This is a genomic window from Acinetobacter brisouii, assembly GCF_008993995.1.
GTDB classification, from domain to species: Bacteria; Pseudomonadota; Gammaproteobacteria; order Pseudomonadales; family Moraxellaceae; genus Acinetobacter; species Acinetobacter brisouii_A.
This window is the reverse complement of the sequence record NZ_BKNN01000029.1, coordinates 17,029-34,711: the sequence shown is the minus strand read 5'-3', so window position 1 is coordinate 34,711 and position 17,683 is coordinate 17,029. Positions and strand designations below refer to the sequence as shown.

General features: G+C 41.3%; 19 protein-coding genes and 1 pseudogene. 7 read left to right on the top strand and 13 right to left on the bottom strand.

Annotation, left to right across the window (positions count from 1 at the left end):
* A pseudogene (locus tag GBN19_RS08730) lies at nt 1-547 on the top strand (IS3 family transposase); the annotation flags it as partial.
* A gap of 27 nt (nt 548-574) precedes the next feature.
* Here the strand turns inward: GBN19_RS08730 and GBN19_RS08725 are convergent.
* From GBN19_RS08725 to GBN19_RS08715, 3 genes are read right to left on the bottom strand one after another with little or no spacing between them, the layout of a single operon-like run.
* On the bottom strand, nt 575-889 hold the full coding sequence (locus GBN19_RS08725) for a hypothetical protein (protein WP_151709987.1): 315 nt from the start codon (nt 887-889) through the stop codon (nt 575-577).
* The gene (locus GBN19_RS08720) at nt 868-1,101 is read right to left on the bottom strand and encodes a hypothetical protein (protein WP_151777867.1); all 234 of its coding nucleotides are present in this window, start codon (nt 1,099-1,101) and stop codon (nt 868-870) included. The genes GBN19_RS08725 and GBN19_RS08720 overlap by 22 nt, the downstream gene beginning before the upstream one ends.
* The gene (locus GBN19_RS08715; protein WP_151709989.1) at nt 1,095-1,361 is read right to left on the bottom strand and encodes a hypothetical protein; all 267 of its coding nucleotides are present in this window, start codon (nt 1,359-1,361) and stop codon (nt 1,095-1,097) included. Before GBN19_RS08715 ends, GBN19_RS08720 begins: the two co-directional genes overlap by 7 nt.
* Before the next feature lie 248 nt (nt 1,362-1,609).
* On the opposite strand from GBN19_RS08715, the gene GBN19_RS08710 reads away from it, so the two are divergent.
* The 3 genes from GBN19_RS08710 (at nt 1,610) to GBN19_RS08700 (ending at nt 5,185) form a co-directional block, all read left to right on the top strand.
* Nucleotides 1,610-3,043 (top strand): gamma-aminobutyraldehyde dehydrogenase, encoded by a 1,434-nt coding sequence (locus GBN19_RS08710; RefSeq protein ID WP_151777866.1) that lies wholly within the window; start codon nt 1,610-1,612, stop codon nt 3,041-3,043.
* Between the two features lie 33 nt (nt 3,044-3,076).
* Entirely contained in the window at nt 3,077-3,556 is a 480-nt protein-coding gene (locus GBN19_RS08705) for an ester cyclase (protein WP_151777865.1), read from the top strand.
* A gap of 114 nt (nt 3,557-3,670) precedes the next feature.
* Entirely contained in the window at nt 3,671-5,185 is a 1,515-nt protein-coding gene (locus tag GBN19_RS08700; RefSeq protein ID WP_215903488.1) for an APC family permease, read from the top strand.
* Nucleotides 5,186-5,237: 52 nt separating this feature from the next.
* Here GBN19_RS08700 and GBN19_RS08695 read toward each other — a convergent pair whose 3' ends face one another.
* The 5 genes from GBN19_RS08695 to GBN19_RS08675 form a co-directional block, all read right to left on the bottom strand.
* Nucleotides 5,238-6,701, bottom strand: a complete 1,464-nt coding sequence (locus tag GBN19_RS08695; RefSeq protein ID WP_151777864.1) for a SulP family inorganic anion transporter — start codon at nt 6,699-6,701, stop codon at nt 5,238-5,240.
* Between the two features lie 252 nt (nt 6,702-6,953).
* Nucleotides 6,954-8,591, bottom strand: a complete 1,638-nt coding sequence (locus GBN19_RS08690) for a PepSY-associated TM helix domain-containing protein (RefSeq protein ID WP_151777863.1) — start codon at nt 8,589-8,591, stop codon at nt 6,954-6,956.
* Complete coding sequence (locus GBN19_RS08685; RefSeq protein WP_151777862.1) at nt 8,588-8,884, bottom strand: hypothetical protein; 297 nt, start codon at nt 8,882-8,884, stop codon at nt 8,588-8,590. Before GBN19_RS08685 ends, GBN19_RS08690 begins: the two co-directional genes overlap by 4 nt.
* The gene (locus tag GBN19_RS08680) at nt 8,881-9,168 is read right to left on the bottom strand and encodes a hypothetical protein (protein WP_228271241.1); all 288 of its coding nucleotides are present in this window, start codon (nt 9,166-9,168) and stop codon (nt 8,881-8,883) included. The genes GBN19_RS08685 and GBN19_RS08680 overlap by 4 nt, the downstream gene beginning before the upstream one ends.
* Nucleotides 9,169-9,217: 49 nt before the next feature.
* Entirely contained in the window at nt 9,218-11,452 is a 2,235-nt protein-coding gene (locus tag GBN19_RS08675) for a TonB-dependent siderophore receptor (RefSeq protein WP_151777861.1), read from the bottom strand.
* A gap of 357 nt (nt 11,453-11,809) precedes the next feature.
* Between GBN19_RS08675 and GBN19_RS08670 the strand changes: the two genes are divergently transcribed.
* A complete protein-coding gene (locus GBN19_RS08670; protein WP_151777860.1) occupies nt 11,810-12,424 on the top strand; it encodes a superoxide dismutase in 615 nt (204 codons plus the stop codon).
* Here the strand turns inward: GBN19_RS08670 and GBN19_RS08665 are convergent.
* Entirely contained in the window at nt 12,421-13,329 is a 909-nt protein-coding gene (locus GBN19_RS08665) for a LysR family transcriptional regulator (RefSeq protein ID WP_151777859.1), read from the bottom strand. The genes GBN19_RS08670 and GBN19_RS08665 overlap by 4 nt on opposite strands.
* Nucleotides 13,330-13,445: 116 nt before the next feature.
* Here GBN19_RS08665 and GBN19_RS08660 point away from each other — a divergent pair, with 116 nt between their 5' ends.
* Together GBN19_RS08660 and GBN19_RS08655 are read left to right on the top strand one after the other, a co-directional pair.
* A complete protein-coding gene (locus GBN19_RS08660) occupies nt 13,446-13,865 on the top strand; it encodes a CidA/LrgA family protein (RefSeq protein ID WP_215899827.1) in 420 nt (139 codons plus the stop codon).
* 12 nt (nt 13,866-13,877) lie between these two features.
* Nucleotides 13,878-14,570 (top strand): LrgB family protein, encoded by a 693-nt coding sequence (locus GBN19_RS08655; protein WP_151709998.1) that lies wholly within the window; start codon nt 13,878-13,880, stop codon nt 14,568-14,570.
* A gap of 44 nt (nt 14,571-14,614) precedes the next feature.
* On the opposite strand, the gene GBN19_RS08650 is transcribed toward GBN19_RS08655, so the two are convergent.
* The 4 genes from GBN19_RS08650 to GBN19_RS08635 all read right to left on the bottom strand — a co-directional run bounded on the left by GBN19_RS08650 (nt 14,615) and on the right by GBN19_RS08635 (nt 17,564).
* A complete protein-coding gene (locus GBN19_RS08650) occupies nt 14,615-14,866 on the bottom strand; it encodes a DNA-binding protein (RefSeq protein WP_228271240.1) in 252 nt (83 codons plus the stop codon).
* A gap of 150 nt (nt 14,867-15,016) precedes the next feature.
* Nucleotides 15,017-15,937 carry an ornithine carbamoyltransferase gene (gene argF, locus GBN19_RS08645; protein WP_151710000.1) on the bottom strand — a complete coding sequence of 307 codons (921 nt, stop codon included), beginning with the start codon at nt 15,935-15,937 and terminating at the stop codon, nt 15,017-15,019.
* Nucleotides 15,938-16,043: 106 nt separating this feature from the next.
* On the bottom strand, nt 16,044-16,688 hold the full coding sequence (locus tag GBN19_RS08640; protein ID WP_151777858.1) for a TetR/AcrR family transcriptional regulator: 645 nt from the start codon (nt 16,686-16,688) through the stop codon (nt 16,044-16,046).
* Between the two features lie 96 nt (nt 16,689-16,784).
* Nucleotides 16,785-17,564, bottom strand: a complete 780-nt coding sequence (locus GBN19_RS08635; RefSeq protein WP_151710002.1) for a tetratricopeptide repeat protein — start codon at nt 17,562-17,564, stop codon at nt 16,785-16,787.
* Nucleotides 17,565-17,683: the final 119 nt, after the last annotated feature.

Below are 17,683 nucleotides of genomic sequence, written 5' to 3'. Positions count from 1 at the left end.
GTATTTTCCCATATCTGTTGAAAAACATGGTCATCGATCACTCTAATCAAGTCTGGTGTACAGATATCACGTATATTCCTATGGCTAAAGGCTTTGTCTATCTGTGTGCAATTATAGATTGGCATAGTCGTAAAGTACTGGCTCATCGAGTATCGATCAGTATGGAAACAGACTTTTGCATAGATGCGTTGCAAGAAGCAATTGTGAAATATGGTTGTCCTGAGGTGTTTAATAGAGACCAAGGCAGTCAATTCACAAGCGAGGCATTTTTGAATGAGTTAAAATTGCGAAATATCCGTATCAGTATGGATGGTAAACTTGCGCAGTATACTGCTCATAGATGGATAATGTGATGATTGAGCGTTTATGGCGCAGCGTGAAGCATGAGGAAGTCTATTTGAAGGCTTACGATACAGTAAAACAAGCGAAACAATCTATTGCTGAATATTTGGATTTTTATAACATGATACGTCCTCATTCAAGTTTGAATAAGGCCACACCGAATGAATTTTATGATCAACATTTACTAAAAGTAATGGCAGCATAATTTAAATATTTAGAGCGGATTTATCACTTATAAAACTGAATTGAGTGGTCTAATTAACGGAACCACATTATTTACATGCTCAGCCACTTCTTTTAAGGTGATGTGTGATGCAAGATTGTCACGCATATAGTCAATTGCTTGATGAAGCATAATATTTTCATAAGTATTGGGTTGGTTTAAAGTAATTTTCTCAGCTTTTTGTTCACGTGGTTTTACACTATTGACCAGTAAATATTCCAGAGTTTTATGTGCCCGAATATCACCGCAGTGCTGACGTATCAGATGTGCTGCCAAATCAATGGCTGTTCCACCTGGGCAAGTCAAAATGCCTTGGTCTTCCACATAGCTCTGGTCAACAATGGTGATAACTTGAGGAATGTAGCAAACTCATCTCGGGTGGTAAAGTGAATGGCACAATTTAGACCATCGAGTAAGCCTGCATTGCCCAAGACAAAGTAGCCTGAACATAAAGCAATCATTGGCACTTTGGCGGCATGAATGTCTCTGAGGGCTTCTAGTAATTCAGGAGAAGGTTCACGCGTTTCAGTCAGCAAGCCACTTCAGGGGCTTGGCGCGATAAATCCATCATTAAACAGACACCCACTGCTGTTGAAGATAAACTTAAACTACGGGCTTGATCTTGTGGTTGCCCGTAAAAAATCATGTCATCGTCACCACGGACTTTCTGGCTCTGCTGAGCAAGGCGGTAGACGCTAAAATCCAATTCTGCCGCACTGAAACCAAACACTTGGATGTCTACCGTCAGTTGAGTGGTATTGAGCGCAGTATTGGCGCCAAGTGTCAGTTCTATCATTGGGTTACCTTGTCAGAAAGTGTGTCAAATCTAGTTATTGTGTTCTTTGCACAATCTACCGAGCTTTGGCAAAAATAAAAACATAGATAGCGTATTTTTCAATCTTTTTTGCTGCTTTTCTTGTTGAATATGGTTTTTTCTTAAACAAATATTTTTGCTAAAAGTGATTGACAGGAATTTTTAAACATAATACATATAACATTATAGGTATTATTTTAAATAACTGTACATAGGGAATACGACACGAAATGAGCATACAAAAGTTAAAACATTTTATTAATGGGGAATATGTTGAATCGCTGGGTGGAACATACTTTGACCTTGTCAGTCCCGTGACAGGTGAGGTGTATGCCCAATCACCGAATGCTACAGAAGCTGAAGTCAACGCGGCGTATCAGGCGGCAAAATCAGCGTTTGCAGTGTGGGGAAAAGCAACGCCATCGGTTCGTCAAAAGGCACTGTTAGCCCTTGCAGATACGATTGAACAACATTCAGAACGTTTAGTTGAAGCCCAAAGCCGTAATACAGGACAGCTCAAACATTTGATTGCTTCTGAAGAAGTGGCTGCCGCAGCAGATCAAATTCGCTTCTTTGCAGGAGCAGCACGCTGCTTGGAAGGCAAATCGACAGGGGAATATTTACAGGGAACCACCTCAAGCATTCGCCGTGAACCCTTAGGTGTGGTCGGGCAGGTTGCACCGTGGAATTATCCATTTTTAATGGCAGTATGGAAAATTGCACCTGCTTTAGCCGCAGGCAATACCGTGGTGCTTAAACCAAGTGATACCACACCAGAAAGTACCTTGTTATTGGCAGAACTTGCAGCGCCATTATTTCCAAAAGGCGTATTTAACGTGGTACTTGGCAATGCCGAAGCAGGTTCTTTAGTGGTATCGCATCGTGTGCCTGCACTGGTGTCAATTACAGGTTCAGTTCGTGCAGGTTTACAAGTGGCAGCATCAGCCGCAGCCAATCTTGCCAAAGCGCATTTGGAACTGGGTGGTAAAGCCCCTGTATTGATTTTTGAAGATGCCGATTTGGACAAAGCTGCTGAACACATTGCACTCGCTGGCTACTTCAATGCGGGTCAAGACTGTACCGCAGCAACCCGTGTTTTGGTTGCCGATCAGGTGCATGATCAGTTTGTAGAAAAACTGGTGAATGCTGCCAAAAATACCCAGTTTGGTTTGCCAGATGATCAAGACGCTTTATATGGTGCGCTAAATAATGCAGGGCAACTTCAACGTATTCAAGGTTTTATTGAACGCTTACCCGCACACGCCAAAATTGAAACAGGTGGCAAAAAAGCCGAGCAAGCAGGCTTCTATTTTGAGCCAACGGTCATCACAGGTTTGGCGCAGCATGATGAAGTGGTACAAACCGAAATCTTTGGGCCAATCATTACCGTACAGAAATTTAGCGACGAAGCTGATGCTTTAGACAAAGCCAATGATGTGGAATATGGCTTGGCATCGAGTGTCTGGACGAAAGATCACTCACGTGCCATGCGTCTATCTCGTGATTTGGATTTTGGTACGGTATGGATCAATACCCACATTCCATTGACCGCAGAAATGCCACACGGCGGCTTTAAAAAATCAGGTTACGGCAAAGATTTATCGGGCTACGGCTTCGAGGAATATACCCGTATTAAACATGTCATGAGTGCTTACGAAGATTAATTTTAAAAATACATTCCAATCGGGGAGAGGAATATGCAACAGACCGTTCGTGCGTTTAGTTTTATGACTTTAATGGCATTGGTTGGCGCAGCACATGCCGCACAAGAAGATCCACAAAAAGTGATTCAAGCCTATATGGCAGCGTGGAATGCACATGATGCTGAAAAAGCATCGAAATATTTGGCACAAGATGCTGTCTACTACGATGTCACCGTTGGCACACCGCAAAAAGGGCGTGTAGCCGCACGCGATAATGTCATTAAAGTTTTTGTAGGTGCTGTACCCAATTTGAAATGGGAAATGATCAGTAAGCCATTGGTTAGTAAAGATGGCATTTCATTTCAATGGCGTTTTAGCGGAACCAATACAGGCGCATGGAGTAAAGAAACTCCTGCAACAGGCAAGCCGTTATCCTTTGAAGGGGTGAGTTTTGTCCGTATTCATAACGGCAAAATTACCTATCAGGGCGATTACTACGACGCTTTAGGCTTTAACAAACAATTGGGTTGGTAAGATCGTTAGATGGGAATTGGGTTGGGGCATACTCAATTCCCATTTTGGCAATTCCGAGCATACTTGTTCTGATCTGCTTTTGAGCAAAGGACAAGGGCAATATAAGGAAATAACATGACAAAACATTCGATTAAAGAAGATGTGGGACTGGTGGTCGATGAAGTCAAACACATCGCACATGCAGTAGATCAAGAAGCCACCCAGTTTGAACGCTCCATTGGTCTGATTTCAAATTTCTCGTTGGGCTTTACCTATTTATCACCATTGACCGCCGTGTATTCACTGTTTGCACTGGCGATTACTCTGGCGGGGCCACCATCAATTTGGTGGATTTTAATTGTTGCAATTGGGCAGTTATTGGTGGCGATGGTGTTTGGGGAAACAGCCTCACAGTATCCAATTACAGGCGGATTGTATCCGTGGGCGCGGCGTTTATGGGGGCGTAAATACGCGTGGATGGCAGCATGGATTTATCTCTGGGCTTTGGTAGTCACAGTTACTTCGATTGTGGAATACAGTAGCGGCTTTGTATTGTCATTACTCCATTTCGCTCCAACGGCAATGAATAACCTTGTCACTTCAGTGATTTTGCTGTTGGTGATTATGGTGGTGAACATGTCAGGCACAAAAAACTTGGCACGTGTTGCACGGATCGGGTTTTGGTGTGAAATCCTGAGTGTGATTGGCTTAGGTTTATACTTGCTAATTTTCCACCGTGCACAACCATTCTCTGTGGTATTTGATTCAATGGGCGTGTTGGCAAGCAATGGTTCTTACTTTAGCGCCTTTATGTCAGCATCTTTGTTGGGCTTGTTCATGTTCTTCGGTTTTGAAGCTTGCGGTAACGTGGCAGAAGAAGTACAAAACCCAAGTCGTCAAATTCCTGTTGCCATGATTTTAAGTATCGTGTTTGGTGCGGTATCTGCAATTTTGTCGGTACTTGGTTATTTGATGGCATCTCCAAACTTGCTACAAATCGTATCGGGTAAAATTACTGACCCGATTCCTGCGATTTTAAATGAAGCACTCGGCACAACTGGCGCGAATATCTTTATCGTGATTGCGATTGTCGCGATGCTGTCGTGTATTTTGTCATTACAAGCGGCTTTAAGCCGTTTGGTGTTCTCGTTTGCGCGTGATGAAATGTTGCCAAATAGCCGTTGGATGGCAAAATTGTCAAAACAAGGTGTCCCTGACAATGCCATGATTGTGAGCTGTATCCTGCCGATTTTGCTATGTTTCTTGGTTTACTTCCAGCCAGACAGCTTGGCACGTATTACTGCCTTTGCTGTGATCGGGATTTATTGCTCATTTCAAATGGTGGTTTTGGCGGCACTGCGTCAGCGTTTTAAAGGCTGGAAACCCGCAGGTGAGTGGACTGTTGGTGCTTGGGGGATGATCATCAACATCTTGGCACTGGCGTACGGCATCTTTGCGATTTACTTACTGGCTCAACCAGCAACGGGTAATTCATTTGTTGACCGCTGGATTGTCTTGATTGGTCTTGGTTTTGTGATTGGCAGTGGTTTGGTCTATATGTTTGTGGCAAAACCTTATAACAAATCACAAGCGCCTGAGGGTGATGCAGTAGAATATGCTGCTCAGCTTCGTGCCAAATCTCATTCATAAAAAATGCAGGCGGAAATGCCTGCAATTTTTGATTTTAAGTTTTGAACTTAGCTTAACTCAAATGTAACTGCGCCTGTGTGGCATGTTGTTGTAGCAACTGCACACTGGCAGCATTCAATCCGCGAATTTCACAGTCCATTCCATTGCGTTTAAATTTGCCAATCACCTGATCTAGCGTTTCAATTGAAGTTACATCCCAAAGGTGTGCCTGTTCCAGATCAATCACAATTCGATTTTGACTATGTTGATATTCAAATAATTGAGCAAACTTTTTGGCTGAGCTAAAAAACACTTGCCCCTGAATTTGATAGATGCGCTGTTCATCCGTATCGGTAATTTGACACTGCAATTGTTTTTCCAGTTTGTTGGCAAGAAATACTGAAGATAAAAGTACCCCTGTAATCACACCGAGCGCCAAATTATGCGTGGCTAAAACTACAATCACGGTGGCAATCATCACCACATTGCTGCTACTTGGATTTTTATGAAATTGGGTGAGCGATTTCCATTCAAAGGTACTGATGGACACCATAATCATGACTGCAACCAAGGCTGCCATTGGGATGACTTTCAGCCAGTCGTGAATAAATACCACCAAAATAAACAAGAACACGCCCGCAAAGAATGTCGACAAACGTCCACGACCCCCTGATTTAATATTAATCATGGACTGTCCAATCATGGCACAACCTGCCATCCCACCCATGAAACCTGTCACGATGTTGGCAACGCCTTGTCCTACACATTCTTGATGTTTGTTGCTGGTAGTATGGGTCATGTCATCGACAATAGTTGCGGTCATCATCGACTCAAGTAAGCCCACGGCTGCCATGGCTGCTGCATAAGGGAAGATGATCTGTAAGGTTTCCAAGTTCAAAGGAATATTCGGAATCAAAAACATCGGCAGTGTGTCAGGCAGTTTACCCATGTCGCCGACGGTTGGCACATGCACATTAAACAGCAAAGCCAAAGCAGTAATCACAATAATACAAACCAGTGGTGATGGAATTTGCTTGCCAATTTTAGGCACGTAAGGGAACAGATAAATAATCGCAAGACCCAGTGCAACAAAGACATAGACCCAAGCACTGACGTTGTATAAAGCAGGAAGCTGCGCCATAAAAATCAAAATAGCGAGGGCATTTACAAACCCAATCACCACCGATTTAGAGACAAAACGCATCAGATTGGCAAGACGAATTTTCCCTGCGATGATCTGTAAAAGCCCTGTCAAAATGGTGGTGGCAAATAAATATTGTAAACCATGCTCTTTGACTAACGTGACCATGAGGAGCGCCATTGCTCCTGTAGCCGCAGAAATCATGGCAGGTCGACCACCGACAATCGCAATCACGACTGCCATTGAAAATGAAGCATACAAACCGATTTTCGGGTCAACCCCAGCAATAATCGAGAACGCAATTGCTTCAGGAATCAGTGCCAAGCCGACGACAAGACCCGACAAAATATCGGCACGAATATGACCGAACCATTGCTGTCGATACGTTGAAAACATAGAAAAAACCTAATTCAAAAGAAAAAATCATTAGGCTCGTGATGTGATATATAGACACACAGACGACACCACATCACGAGCCGAATAGCCAATGATGGAAAAATTACTCAGGCAGAAAACGAGAAATTAAGGTGGCGTAACTTGCATGTAGATAAAGAAGAATAATTTTAGAGAATGTAAAGCATAGCAAATCTGTCGGATTAAAGGTGGCTTTAGATTTGGCTTAACTTCTGCCAAATCTAAAGCATATGCTTATGACAGGCTTGTCGAAGCAGAAACCGCCCATAATGAGCCTTGATCGGCTGTTTTAGAGCGCCGTTTGGCTTGTCGATAAAAACGTAAAAACACGAAACCGATCAGTAAGGCAATAATATCAATCCAAATCAGATCACCTGTGTAATGCCATAACCCTAAACTTGGCATGAGATAGGACACAATTGCAGTCATTGGAATTGCGAGCAAAACTACTGCAATCGCCAGTAAAAACTGCGGTAATGCTTTGGCTGCACCAATTGCAAATGCATAGCCAATACTGCCTAAGAACACCACATAATAAATATAAATAAACAGTTGATTTAAAGTGATCGGCAATGGGTTAAAGAGGGCATAACTCCATTTGCCGATTAACATACTACTAAAAATCGCCAAGACACAACCTAAACAACTGCCAATGGTTAAACTGGCTAATAAACGCACATCTTTACGCTGCTCAGGAATCGCATCATTCGGATTTTTGCGTTTACGAGCACGAGTTTCTACCCATAAAATATTGCCTGAGTAGAACAAAAATGCGCCCGCCAAGCCCAGTAAAACATACATCCAGCGAATCCCTGTGCCACCAAAACTACCAAAGTGTAGGCTGAACATCGAATTGACGAGTTTATTCCAAGCACCTGTTTGAGTATTTAGAAATTTGTTGTTGTATTCACTGACTTTATAGGGGTTCATGGTCATAAAGTCTTGTGTTGCACCGCGTAGCATTTGATCACTGCTATAAACTGCAATGCGTGCATTGGCTTTTTCAGGTTGGTTCAAGTTATTGAATTGAATATAACTTACGGAATACTCAGGTGAAACTTTTTTGACTTGAGCTAAAATCTGATTGATATCTAATTTTGGTACAGCTTGATCAATGACCTGTTCTGCTGGGGGCGGGAAAAATGATTTTTTCTGTTTAGATGCAAACTGTAGCGTGTCATAAAAAATATCATGAAATGCAAAAACCACCACAGTTACACTAATGATGACATGAAAAGGCAAACTGGTAATCCCAATCACATTGTGAGTGTCGAGCCAGAAACGTTTTTTATTTTTCCCCGCACGAATGGCAAAAAAGTTTTTGACCAACGTGGGTAGTAGTAAAATCAAACCTGAAAATAAGGCGAGAAAATACAAGACGCACACCACACCCATTAAGGTCACACCTAAACTGTCATGTCCAAGTGTTCCAGGAATGCCTGCTGTTTCATGTAATTGCTCAATCAAATGTCCTGGTTGTGCCAAAGGTTCTTGTTTGATGAGGGTCTGACCGTGTTCATCTAAGCTGGCAAGCCATGTTTTTTGAGTTGCATCGACCGCATGGCGTCCACCACCGCGACCTTCTGTCCACATCATGGGAGCATAATGAAATTCAGTCGAGTTTAAATTTAAGGTAAAGCTCTTTTGCGCTGCGGGGTGTTGCTGTTGGACATTGGCAATTAACTGATTGAGTTGCTGAATTTGTACGGCGGGTAGGACTTGATTAGGAGGCGTTGCCCACTGGCTCAGTTGATGCTGAAACATGCTTAAGCCGCCTGCAAAAAAGCAGATAAAGAGCAGAATTCCTGCAAAAATCCCGACCCATGTATGCATGCTTTTTGAAAGCTTCATGATATCTGCACGGACTTTCATACAGCACCTCTGAGTAAAAACACAGCTAAACCCGCAATCAGATTGGCAAACAGCATGATCAATATGGCTTGCCAACCTCTAGGAATGAAATAACAGGCAAAGAAAATCGGGAGCCAACTCCACGGAATACTCCACATGGCAATTTGTGGTAACACACTGGCATCAAGAAATGGTCGACCGATCAGAAAAACCAAACAACCGATCATCAGTGCAAGCGTAAATCCCAAAAATCCGCCAGCGATGGTTTTGCTCCACCAATCAGGTTGAATCGGGTGTTGAATTTTAGCTTTCATGAGCGACCTGTTTGCTTAAATAGAGGAACAAACGGCAAGAAGCTCCACACGACAGTGATACCGATCAGCCACGATAAAACAGCCACGACTTTGGGTAGAACCCACCACAAAATCAATAGGCTACTGACAGAAAAAATAATGCCTAAACCACGATATGTTTTGGCAAGTGGTTGCTTGAGTAAAGATTGATTTGGGTGGCAACAATACAGCACGCCACAACCGATCACAATCAACAGCAGTCCAAGAATTTTCATAAAGATACTCGGATAATTATGGTCTAACATTTAAAAAAAGCCCCCAAGCATAAGCTCAGGGGCGTTTAAGGAACTTCAATTAAAATTTATAGCTGAGAGATGCGGTATAACTGGTCGGATCTCCATAAGTAGCTGCCCAATAATTCAGGCGATATTTCTCATTGGTGACATTGTCAACATTTAAAGCAACACTTAATGCTGGCGTAAGCTGATATTTCGCCATTAAATTGACCAATGCGTAGCCGTCTTGTTTATAGGCAATATATTTGGTACCTGAAACACTGCTGCTATAAAATGCACTTTGCCAGTTTACTCCACCGCCAATGGTCAGCTTTTTATCCCAAATCGGTAAATTGTAGGTAGTAAACAGTTTGAACTGATCTTCAGGAATGGTGGTGTTTTGTTTAATTCCGCTTTTGGTCGACTTGGCATGGCTATAACCTGCTTGTACATTCCAACCTTTGAGAATCTCACCTGAGGCTTCAAGTTCATAACCTTTGGTGATTACACCATCAATTGCACTGTAATAACTGCTGGTTGAACTAACCACACCTGTCAGGCTGCTTGGAATATTTGAGCCATAAACCGTCCCACTGTTGGCAACATTGTCCATTTTGGATTGGAAATATGCTGCACTGAGGTTGATTCGGTTATCTAAGAAAGCTGCTTTTAAACCTGCCTCATAGTTGTTACCTTCTTGAGGGTCAAGCAGGTTGTAGTTGTAATCCCGATAGGTTTGCGGCATGAAAATATTGGTATAGCTCGCATACGCCGTGACATTTGGCGAAATGTCATAGGTAATACCTGCATAAGGCGTTAACTTGGCATAGGCACTCATGCGTGAGTCTGTGGTTTTGGTCGTGGTGGTGACATGCGAGCGATAGGTATAGTCAGATAAACGTGAACCCAAAATCACATGTAGCCGATCAGTTGGGTTTAAACGAGTTGCCGCATAGTAACCCACTTGTTGATATTCTTTATTATTGACCCCAATGACACGGGTTGCTCCTGATGGTACGGCAACATGACCATTCCATGTTGACAGATTTACCGTACAGGTGTCTGTGCTTGAGTCACAGCCATTAAAATTGTCGTTATTATTGCGTACATACTGATAGCTTGCACCAAGCATAAGTTCATGTTCGCGACCAAACAGTCGATATGGTCCCGATGCTGAAACATCAAGGCTATGTTCTTTCGGATTAAAGTTATTTTGGGTTGCTGCAAGAGAAGCAACATTGGTGGTGTAGTTAGCGGAAGCAACACCAATAACACCAAACAAAGATTTGATATCTTGTTCGGTATAGCTATAGTTGGCTTGCAAGTTCCAACCATTATCAAATTGATGTTTGAGTTGAGCAAAAGCATTCAACGTGTCCACTTTGCTATATGCCCAACGCGCGCTGGAGTTAAAACTTGGACTGTAGGGATTAATGCTGCCATCAGCCCCATACATATCTAAACCATGAACACCTTGTCCTGTAATTTTGTTGCGGCTGAGCATGCCACCCACTGAAACAGTGGTTTGATCCGATAAATCAGCATCGACAATCCCATATAAAGTTGCTGAGCGATTGTCACCCCAGTCTTGCCATGAATCCCCTTGACCATATACAGCAACTGCGCGCCCGCGAACACTGCCTGACTGGTTCAGTTTGTCTTGCACATCAATTTGGGTGCGGTAGGTATTCCATGAGCCTGCGCTGACTTTGATTTCACCTTTTGGCTCGGTACTATTGGCATGCTTACGATTAAAATTGACGCTTGCACTTGGGTAGCCTGCGCCATTGGTTAAACCTGTTGCACCTTTGACAACAGTTACATTTTCATAGATAGCAGGATCTAAGCTACTGATCACTGAGCCATTTTTACTGTCTAGCGAAGGGGAGGTCATTACGCCATCGACTTGATAGTTAATGATTTGCTTACCACGAGCGTAGTAAAAAGTATATTCCCCACCATTTCCAACAGCCCCTTTTGCGCCATAACGTTGCATAGAAACACCAGGGGTTTGATTGAGTACATCTTCCACTGAAGTGAGATTGGCATCCTCAATTTGCTGACTGGTAATGACACTGACAGACTGCGGTGTATCTTTCAGGGCTAAATTCAGTTTGGTGGCATTTTTACTTTTTTTAACGGTATAACTTGTGGCTGCATCTTGATTTGCATGCGCTGTAATGGTTGGAAGCGTACTTTCCTCACTGGCAAATGCAGTAGCGGATAGAAGTGATGCTGACACTCCCAATAATAGAATTTGGCGAATCCCCAAAACCAATTCCTGATGACGGAATTTAAAAGTCTGTTGCTGCATAATTGTCATCGCTATGATTGTGTTACAAAAAACAAAACAATAATAAACTAAATAAAAATCATTATCATTATCATTATTGATTGTAAATTTGATGTTTTAAATAATCGTTTATGTGGATTTAATTTTTAGTTAATTATTTGTTATATAAATATTTATATCTCTTTATTAAGCTTTAATTTATATAAATAGTAAAAATCTATCCTTACTTTCAAAGTGTAAAGCATGATGAAAATATGAAGAAAAGTCATTTTTATTGAATACATTCACTTAAATCAGGACTATTCAGGTCGAGGAAAATCGGGTATATATCGGGTTCTTATTGTAAATAATTATCATTCAATATTTGGATTTGAAAGAATGGCTTATACATTACCTGAATTAGCATACGCTTATGATGCACTCGAACCGCATATTGATACTCAAACGATGCAGATTCATCACACCAAACATCATCAAACCTATATCAACAATATTAATGCGGCAATTGCAGGAACAGATTGGGAAAAACTAGCGGTTGAAGCGCTGGTCGCTCAAGTTGAGCGTGTTCCTGAGCAGTTAAAGGCAACGGTCATCAATAATGCAGGTGGACATGCGAACCATAGTTTGTTTTGGACAGTGATGAGTCCACAGGGAGGAGGAGAGCCACAAACTGAATTAGCGCAAGCAATTCAGCGTGATATTGGTGGTTTTGAAGCCTTTAAAGAAGCATTTACCAAAGCTGCGCTGACACGTTTTGGTAGTGGTTGGGCATGGTTATCGGTTACACCAGAAAAAAAACTGATTGTCGAAAGCAGTGCCAATCAGGATTCACCTTTGATGTGGGGGAATACACCAATTTTAGGCTTAGATGTTTGGGAGCATGCGTATTACCTCAAATATCAAAACCGCAGACCTGAATATATTGCAGCATTTTATGAAGTGGTTGACTGGAATGAAGTTGCCCGCCGTTATCATGCTGCACTGAATGCCTAATCAGGTCTTTGATGTGGAAAGTGCTGATGCATGATTTTGATCCACGCTTGTACCGCAGGAGAAATGGCATAATTTTTTTTCCATGCCATAAATAAATGCCAACGAATATCTGGCTGTTGTAATGGAATCGCGGTAAACAATTGAGCATCTAGCATATTGGTATAGTACTGCGGTAAAAGAGCAATTCCCATGCGCTGTAAAACCATGTCAGCCAGTAGATTCCACTGACTGGTTTTACAGACAATATTCGGTTCAAAACCAATGTGTGCACAGGCATTCATAATGATGCTATTGAGAGAAAAATTCTCAGGAAACATTAAAAAAGCTTGTTGTTGTAATTCTTCTAAACGAATGGATGAGCGCTTTGCCCAAAGTGAATCACGCCGTAATAATACCATTAAAGGATAATCACACAGTTCAACGGCATTAAAAATGTCGGTATCGAAGGGCTGAAGTAATACGCCGACATCGAGTTCGTTATTTAACAGGGCTTGCTCGATACCACGTGAACCGACTTCTAAAAAAGACAATTCGATTTTTGACCACTGTTGATGATAGTCAAAAAGTGCAGGCGTGAGCAGTTGAGCACCAAGGGGCGGCACGCCCAATCTGAGTGTGCCAGTTTTTAGAGATTGATAGTTTTCAATTTCCTGAAAGATATTTTGTTGGGTTTGTAACAAATCCAAAGCATGATGATAAATTCGTTCACCAATTTCGGTCAGTTCAACTTGTCGTTTCCGCCCCAATTCTGCTTTCAACAAGAGTTGAACATTGAGCTGATCTTCAAGTTGTTGCAGCATTTTACTGATGGTGGGTTGGGTCAGATGCAGTTCATCCGCAGTTTGGGTAAAGCTTTTAGTTTTGACTAAAGTCACAAAACAGCGCAGTAATTTGAAAGACAGCATGGATTGATCTTTATTATTCCAAATTGGCATAATTTTAAATTAAATAATTCATATTTGGTATATGGATTTACATTTAACATGATTCTATCGAAAGCAAAATGCTGTTTTAAATTGTGATGAACACAAAGCTGAATATGGGTAAACAACTGTTCAAACTTTTGTTACAACTGGGCGTTTTAGCCATTTTTTGGTGGTGTGGAAACCTCATCCATCAAAAACTGAGCTTGCCAATTTCCTCAGGTATTTTAGGCATGTTTTTATTGTTGGCTTGTCTGTTTGCGGGTTGGATTAAGCTTGAACAGGTGGCTTTAGGGGCAAATGCGGTATTGGCTGAATTGGTATTGTTTTTTGTACCGATTGTGGTGGCAGTCGTTCAGTACAAGCAGTTATTTTTGAGTGAAGGTTGGCAAATTGTTGTGAGTATTGGCTTGGGTACCATGTTGGTGATGTTAAGTACTAGTCTAACCATTCACTATACCTATCGCCTGAAAAAATACTGGCATGTCCGTAAACGCTTGCAGCACAGTGTGCGTTAAGGAGGAATGATCATGAATCTTTGGGCGGGTGCATGTCTAATTTGGACATTGGTTGCTTATATCGCAACAAAACAAGTCTATCGCCGTTATCCAAAACTATGGTTTTCTCCTGCAATTCTGGTTCCAGTATTAACGATTCTATTGATGATGATTTTTGGGATTTCTTACCAGACTTATCAAGAAGATACACAGTGGATTGTTAATTTGTTAGGACCTGCAACCGTTGCTTTTGCTGTGCCAATCTATCGCTATCGTGAAATGATTCGTCAGCATTTAAGTGTTTTGTCATTAGCAATTGTGGTGGGTATGACCGTTGGTGTGGTGAGTGCCTATCAACTGGCGCAAGTTTTTAAGTTTAGCCCTGAAGTGACCAATAGTTTAATGGCTCGTTCAATTTCTACCCCCTTTGCGATGGCTTTTGCTGAAAATATTCATGGGTCAGCAACGTTGGTATCTTTGTTTACCATCATCACAGGGTTGTTTGGTATGGTGTGTGGTGACTTCGTCTTGGCAGTCACTAAAATCCGTTCCAATATCGCCAATGGTGCAGCATTTGGGAATGCAGCACATGGTTTTGGAGCAGCCCGCGCTCAACAACGCGATAGTGAAGAAGGTGTGATTGCCAGTTTGACCATGGTGATTGCAGGAATTTTGATGGTACTGGTTGGGCCTACAGCGATTCATTTATGGTTTGCATATTTTTAAAATTTAGATGAAAAAAGAGGCTTTTTAAAGCCTCTTTTTTAGATTTAAGCAACAGATTTATTATGCAAAACATCAATAACATGATGTATTTGTTCAAGGCGCATATCCGCGAGTTTAATCAAATCATCCTTGACCCAATTGGGAATCTGATCGGAACGAATCCAATCTTGAATGTCATTCGTATCAATATTTAAAAAATCAGCGACTTGGCTTTGCCAAGATTCACCAAATAAAGCTTGTCCAATCAGAACAAAGTTTTCAGCTTTCATATTGTTCGGTACATAGTCAAAAGACATCTATAGGATATCGACCAAATGTTTAGTGACAAGCTTTATTAGCAAAATTCAACAAAATCTTTAAATTTATATACGATTTCCTGTCAACATTTTCGTGTTTGTTTAAATGAATCTGGCATAAAAAAAGCCTCCGAAGAGGCTCTTAAAAAATTAGTCTTTTTTGAGATTTTCAAGCAACAAAAATTCCATTAAGGCTTTTTGCGCATGTAGGCGGTTTTCTGCTTCATCCCAAACCACAGCATTTTTATGGTCAAGCATGTTTTCAGAAATTTCTTCACCGCGGTGAGCAGGTAGACAGTGCATAAATAAGCAGTCAGGGTGAGCAAGGCTCATAAGGTGCTCATTGACTTGATAATCTGCAAATGCTTTTTCACGAATTTTCTGTTCTTCTTCCTGACCCATTGAAGCCCAGACGTCAGTCACAATCAGGTCAGCATTCACAGCAGCATCTTCTGCTGAGTCTACGAGTTCTGCACAGTGTGCAAATTCAGACAAAAACTCAGCTTTTGGTTCATAGCCTTTCGGTGCAGCGATTTTCAGCTTAAAGCCCCACATGTGCGCCGCTTCAATATATGAATTACACATATTGTTGCCGTCACCAATCCACGCGACTGTTTTGCCTTCAATGCTGCCGCGGTGTTCAACATAGGTTTGAACATCGGCAAGAAGTTGGCAAGGGTGGTGGTCATCGGTCAATGCATTAATCACAGGAACTTTAGAGTAAGATGCAAAGCGCTCTACGATGTCATGTCCAAAAGTACGGATCATCACAATATCAAGCATGCTTGAAATCACACGTGCCGAATCTTCAATCGGTTCACCACGACCAAGTTGCGTGTCGCGTGATGATAAGAAAATTGCACTTCCGCCAAATTGACTCATTCCTGCTTCAAATGAAACGCGGGTGCGGGTGCTTGATTTTTCAAAGATCATGCCGAGAACTTTACCAACGAAAGGTTGGTAAACGGTATTTTCGTGTTGCAAGCGCTTAAGCTCTTGAGCGCGTGCAATAATGCGATGAAGTTCTGCTGTAGAAAGATCACGTAAGGTAAGGAAATGCCGTAGAGCCATGGTTACTCCACATAATTGTTGAATCGCGATGGCATCAACAATTAGTTGTTCGTTAAGGAAAAAGTAATCGGTTACTATACTACAAGCGGTCTGTTTTTCCAAAGACTTATCGATATTGCAAGGCTTTCAGAAAATGATCGACGCTATATTCAATATAGTCGTTAATTTCTTCGAGGCTCTCTTTAGGGTCAACACCCATCAGCACTTGCCACTCAAAATGCCACAGTATGCCTAAATACATTTGTGCGGAGTTGATTGGTCGCTCACAGACAATCTGACCTTGTTCATGAGCTTGTTGCAGACGATGACTGACCTTAAGTAGAATTTTTTCAGGGCATTCTTCATATAAATACACAGCAAGCTCAGGATTGTGTTTGGTTTGCTCAAACAGTAGTCGGACAAATTTTCGATTTTCAGGCTTTAAAATATGTTGATAGAAATTTTGTAAGATACTGATCAATAAATTTCTTAAATCACTCGTTTGAAGTGTTATTTTTAAAAATAGCTCTTTAAAAAAAATATCACGACGATAATCACAAATCGCTTTAAATAAACCTTCTTTGTTGCCAAAGTATTTATATAAAGAGGCTTTAGACCCGCCAGCATGTTGAACAATGTCATCTAAAGAAACAGCATCATATCCTTTGTCTAAAAATAGTTCTGTAGCAGATATTACAAAGGCAAAGTGTCGCTCAAACCCACGTTTGGTTTGTGGAGGCACATTGCAGTAGCAGTGAAGTTGATCTGACATAGAAATAATTAAAGAATCACGAGTGATCTTCAAGTATAGCAAATCTTGCTGAAAATGGCGCAAAGCTATGCGCTACAATCATTCGCCGAATACAAACTAGCCTAAAATTTGTTGTAAAAGTGATTGTTCATAAGGGCTGAGCGCTTGTTGTTCATAGAGTTTATCTGCAATCTGAATGAGTGTTTCACCATAGACAATTTGATTTTCTGCACAAAAGACTAAGCCTAAATGTTCTAATGAAGTCAAATTGTTATCGGTTTGAAATGAATAGGTGTACCAACTTTTTGCATGTGAATACTCATGGAGGGTTTGGTAATATTCTGCAAGTGCATGTGCGCTATATGCGACATCATGATGGAAAGCATCACTGAAACATCTTTTTGCATTTTTAAAATCTTTAAGTTTTAAATAAATTTGACCTAAGTGGAGTAGGGCATCAAATTGTTGATAGGAAACAGCTTTCTGTAGCATTTTTATGGCGTGTTGGTCGTTAAATTGTTGTTGATAAATTTTACCAAGTAGTAAATAGGGCAGCGAGCTGCTCAGTTGGGCTGCCTGCTGTAGATAATGCTGTGCCAGATGTAAGTTTTGTCGTTCAAACTCAATCTGACCTAAAGCGTGAAAGGCATCAGGGTACTGCTTTTCAGCTGACTTTAAATACCAGTGGTAAGCTAAACAACGCTGCTGCTGTTGAGTATAGAGCTTTCCTAAACCATACATATAACGAGGGTCATTTGGATTTTTCCGTTGCATTTTATTTAAAGCAGCCAATGCTTGTTTTGTATCTCCTGCATCGATACTTTGACAGGCATGTTGGTAAAGAAAACTTTGTTCATTTGCTTGATGATTTTTTTGTAAACGGAAAGAAGACCACATGATGTTATGATATAAAAGATAATGATTATCATTTATATCATGATTGAGTGGAAAAGTACAATCGTTACCGCACAATAAAAAAGGTCATGCTTTGCATGACCCTTTTTACTAATTTTTAA

Coding starts and splice junctions, on each gene's coding strand:
- GBN19_RS08715 (WP_151709989.1), bottom strand. CDS start 1,361: ATGATAGAACTGACACTTGGCGCCAATACTGCGCTCAATACCACTCAA.
- GBN19_RS08710 (WP_151777866.1), top strand. CDS start 1,610: ATGAGCATACAAAAGTTAAAACATTTTATTAATGGGGAATATGTTGAA.
- GBN19_RS08705 (WP_151777865.1), top strand. CDS start 3,077: ATGCAACAGACCGTTCGTGCGTTTAGTTTTATGACTTTAATGGCATTG.
- GBN19_RS08700 (WP_215903488.1), top strand. CDS start 3,671: ATGACAAAACATTCGATTAAAGAAGATGTGGGACTGGTGGTCGATGAA.
- GBN19_RS08695 (WP_151777864.1), bottom strand. CDS start 6,701: ATGTTTTCAACGTATCGACAGCAATGGTTCGGTCATATTCGTGCCGAT.
- GBN19_RS08690 (WP_151777863.1), bottom strand. CDS start 8,591: ATGAAAGTCCGTGCAGATATCATGAAGCTTTCAAAAAGCATGCATACA.
- GBN19_RS08685 (WP_151777862.1), bottom strand. CDS start 8,884: ATGAAAGCTAAAATTCAACACCCGATTCAACCTGATTGGTGGAGCAAA.
- GBN19_RS08680 (WP_228271241.1), bottom strand. CDS start 9,168: ATGTTAGACCATAATTATCCGAGTATCTTTATGAAAATTCTTGGACTG.
- GBN19_RS08675 (WP_151777861.1), bottom strand. CDS start 11,452: ATGCAGCAACAGACTTTTAAATTCCGTCATCAGGAATTGGTTTTGGGG.
- GBN19_RS08670 (WP_151777860.1), top strand. CDS start 11,810: ATGGCTTATACATTACCTGAATTAGCATACGCTTATGATGCACTCGAA.
- GBN19_RS08665 (WP_151777859.1), bottom strand. CDS start 13,329: ATGCTGTCTTTCAAATTACTGCGCTGTTTTGTGACTTTAGTCAAAACT.
- GBN19_RS08660 (WP_215899827.1), top strand. CDS start 13,446: ATGAACACAAAGCTGAATATGGGTAAACAACTGTTCAAACTTTTGTTA.
- GBN19_RS08655 (WP_151709998.1), top strand. CDS start 13,878: ATGAATCTTTGGGCGGGTGCATGTCTAATTTGGACATTGGTTGCTTAT.
- GBN19_RS08650 (WP_228271240.1), bottom strand. CDS start 14,866: ATGTCTTTTGACTATGTACCGAACAATATGAAAGCTGAAAACTTTGTT.
- argF (WP_151710000.1), bottom strand. CDS start 15,937: ATGGCTCTACGGCATTTCCTTACCTTACGTGATCTTTCTACAGCAGAA.
- GBN19_RS08640 (WP_151777858.1), bottom strand. CDS start 16,688: ATGTCAGATCAACTTCACTGCTACTGCAATGTGCCTCCACAAACCAAA.
- GBN19_RS08635 (WP_151710002.1), bottom strand. CDS start 17,564: ATGTGGTCTTCTTTCCGTTTACAAAAAAATCATCAAGCAAATGAACAA.